The organism is Paraglaciecola mesophila KMM 241 (assembly GCF_000315015.1).
GTDB classification, from domain to species: Bacteria; Pseudomonadota; Gammaproteobacteria; order Enterobacterales; family Alteromonadaceae; genus Paraglaciecola; species Paraglaciecola mesophila.
Genome location: NZ_BAEP01000019.1, coordinates 1 through 2,917 on the forward strand (window position 1 = coordinate 1; position 2,917 = coordinate 2,917).

At 45.7% G+C, this 2,917-nt stretch carries 1 protein-coding gene and 1 pseudogene; one reads left to right on the plus strand and one right to left on the minus strand.

Annotated features, from left to right (window positions below; all coding sequences use genetic code 11):
• Window positions 1-98: 98 nt before the first annotated feature.
• Entirely contained in the window at window positions 99-2,321 is a 2,223-nt protein-coding gene (locus GMES_RS04605; protein ID WP_006991420.1) for a TonB-dependent receptor, read from the minus strand.
• Between the two features lie 346 nt (window positions 2,322-2,667).
• On the opposite strand from GMES_RS04605, the pseudogene GMES_RS04610 reads away from it, so the two are divergent.
• Window positions 2,668-2,917: pseudogene (locus GMES_RS04610) on the plus strand (MarR family transcriptional regulator); the annotation flags it as partial.

A 2,917-nucleotide genomic window follows, 5' to 3' on the forward strand; every position in this document is an offset into this window, starting at 1 on the left:
GACAATATCGACATCAGGCCTTGGTTGCCGCTTAGAAATGAGTCCAACTTTATGGGGTCACTTCAGGTTTAGCGCCTTTTTTATTGGATTAAACTCGCTTAGAAGTTGACTCGCGCACCCAGTACAAAAGAGCGACCAGGTAGTGGTGCCACATCTTTTAGGAAAGAGGAATGCACCCGCGCAACTCTGTCAGTCAGGTTATTGCCTTTAACAAACAAGGTCACATCTGAATCAGCCACTGTGGTGTAGTAATTCATCGAGGCAGACACCAAGGTGTAACCCTCAGTTTGGGTTTCATATGATGCAAAATGACTCTGTTTGGCATAATGAGTCGCACCTAATTCCGCATGCCAATCGTCGGTTTCCCAGTGAAATTCCATCCCCAGGCGCATAGCAGGTATGCGCGGTACATTGCGATTACCTTCTTCGCTGGCGGCTTCATCTAACTTGGCTCGGGTGTAATCGGCAAAGCTCTCAATGCGCAGGTTATCGTTTAAATGCCAGTCTAGCTGAGCTTCGAAACCATATAAAATCGCATCTTGTTGACGGAAGATAAATACTGGCGTGACGTCTTCTTCATGATCGTGCTCATCTTCTAATGCTTCTTCTTCTTCGTGACCGTGCAGTTGCTCACTGTCTAGCCCTGTGTCTTGCTCATACAGGTAATTAGCGATGTCGTTGTAGAAAAAGCTCACATCAGCTGTGATCGTATCTCCGTGATAGCGGTAACTTAAGTCAACGTTGTTTGATACCTCGTTCTCAACACTGCTTGTGGACTGGACTAATTCATAGCCGTCTTCGTCCAATTCAATATCAAAACCCGCACCTACTTCGAAGGTACCTGTGCTGATATGAAGGCCGTTTGAAAATATTTCGGACGCTGAAGGTGCACGCTCAGAACGGGCATAATTGAAGGCCAATGAGCTTTTATCATTTAAGGTGTACACCACACCAGCTGAGAAACTGTTGGCGTTAAAAGAGTCATCAGAGAAGTTAATCTCGCCGTGCTCTTCTTCGTGTTCCTCTTCCTGTTCGTCATGTTCTTCTTCAGCGAAAAAGTTGTTATCTGGCTGATGTTTGGTGTGCTCGAAGCGCGCCCCGAGTTGCCATAAGAACGCGCCTGTTTGCTTCTCTTCTAATACAAATAGCGCAGTAGAGGTAGTTTTGGTACTGGGCGTGAATGCTTCTTCACCTAGGGCAGAAAAGTCAGATGAGGTGTAATGAACACCTACCACGCCTTCCCATCCGCTAAGCGGTGCATGCTTTGCCCATAAACGAGACTCTTTTGCCTCATTGCTAAAAGTAGTACCAACTGCGCCATCTTCAATTTCGCTGTGCTCATAATCTGTATATGCATTTAGCCAATGCACTTGGGTAAATGGCCCGTCAATGTTTTGCCAATCGACACGAGATTGATAACGGTTTTGCTTTAAACGTGCAAATACGCTTTCTTCTTCGTGCTCATCAGCATGCTCTTCGTCATCATGCTCTTCTTCGTCGTGCTCATCTTCCTCATGTGCATGCTCATGTCCCGGTATGCCATATTCGTTATCCAAGCGTGCATACGAAAAGGCTACATTCACGTCGTCACCTATCCAGCCAATACCTAAGGTACCGCCAGTGGCATCAATGGCTGAGTTTTCTAATTTACCAATGCTGTCAGAATCTGCGTCACTGGCTTCATTAGGGATGTCGTAATCATCGCTGTCGCGGGTAAAACCGTCAGCATGAAAAGCAAAATTACCTACACCGCCGTTGATATCACCTGACAACATCTTTTCGTTCGACACGGTATCGTAAGATGTGGCCACTTCACCGCTTATGTCTTCTTGGCGCTCATGGGGTAAGCGATTATCTACCACGTTGACCACACCTCCAATCGCACCACTGCCATAAAGTAAGGTGGCAGGGCCACGCAATACTTCAATTTGGGTGGCCGTTGAGGCCTCAACTGTAGTGATATGATCGGGACCGACGCGAGATGCATCAGAGGCGTCTAACCCATTTTGCAATACTTTAACTCGTGGACCATCTAAACCGCGAATAATTGGGCTACTGGCCACAGGTCCAAAGTAGGTACTGTTCACGCCGGGTAGACCTTTGAGGGTTTCACCTAATGTAGCCGCTTGAGAATTATCCAATGCTTCACCGCCTAAAATTGTCACAGGGGTAGCGGATTCAAGCACCGAACGGCCAATGGGGTTGGCAGTGATCACTAAGGTCTCAATACTTTGTTCATCTTTTTGGATTGGTTTTTCTGCGGCATAAACGCCTGCGCTGATAAGCGCGCTGCATAACGCGGATAGTTTTAACACTGACATGTGAGGACCTTACTGCATCTAATAATTGGTTGGTGATGTTATAATATAACACCAAAAAGAGCTGTTTTAGTCAATTATTTATTTAATTTTTTTGTGTTGGGTATTCCCTGCTGCTTGCCAACTTCGAATGTTAGTTGCGAATGCGATTGTTGATTTGGCGACGGCTTTCGTCACTTCACTTTCTCAGAGCCTTTATTTTGCAAGATGATGTAAAGCACTATGTGTTAAATGTTTCAAATTATTAGTTAGCTTGCTAAGCAATTTTCAATCCTTATAATACTTAGCATGCTAAGTAAATAAAGTGCGCTCGTCTGCAAAAACGGCGCAAAAGAAATGTGAGGACAAGATGGCGACTAAAAACGGTGAATACAGAAAGCTCAATAATCCTGCTATGGGTTGGTTGTTAGGGCGCGTATTTCGTTTGTGGCGAAGCGCTATATCTCAATCGGTTAAGCCAATGGGAATGACCGAAGCGCGCTGGTCGGTGATGATGAAATTAAGAACCCTAGGCGAGGGCGAATCTCAACATACGCTTGCAAGTGAGCTTGGAATCGAATTGCCTTCCCTTAATCGTACGGTAAACCAGCTAGTGGAAC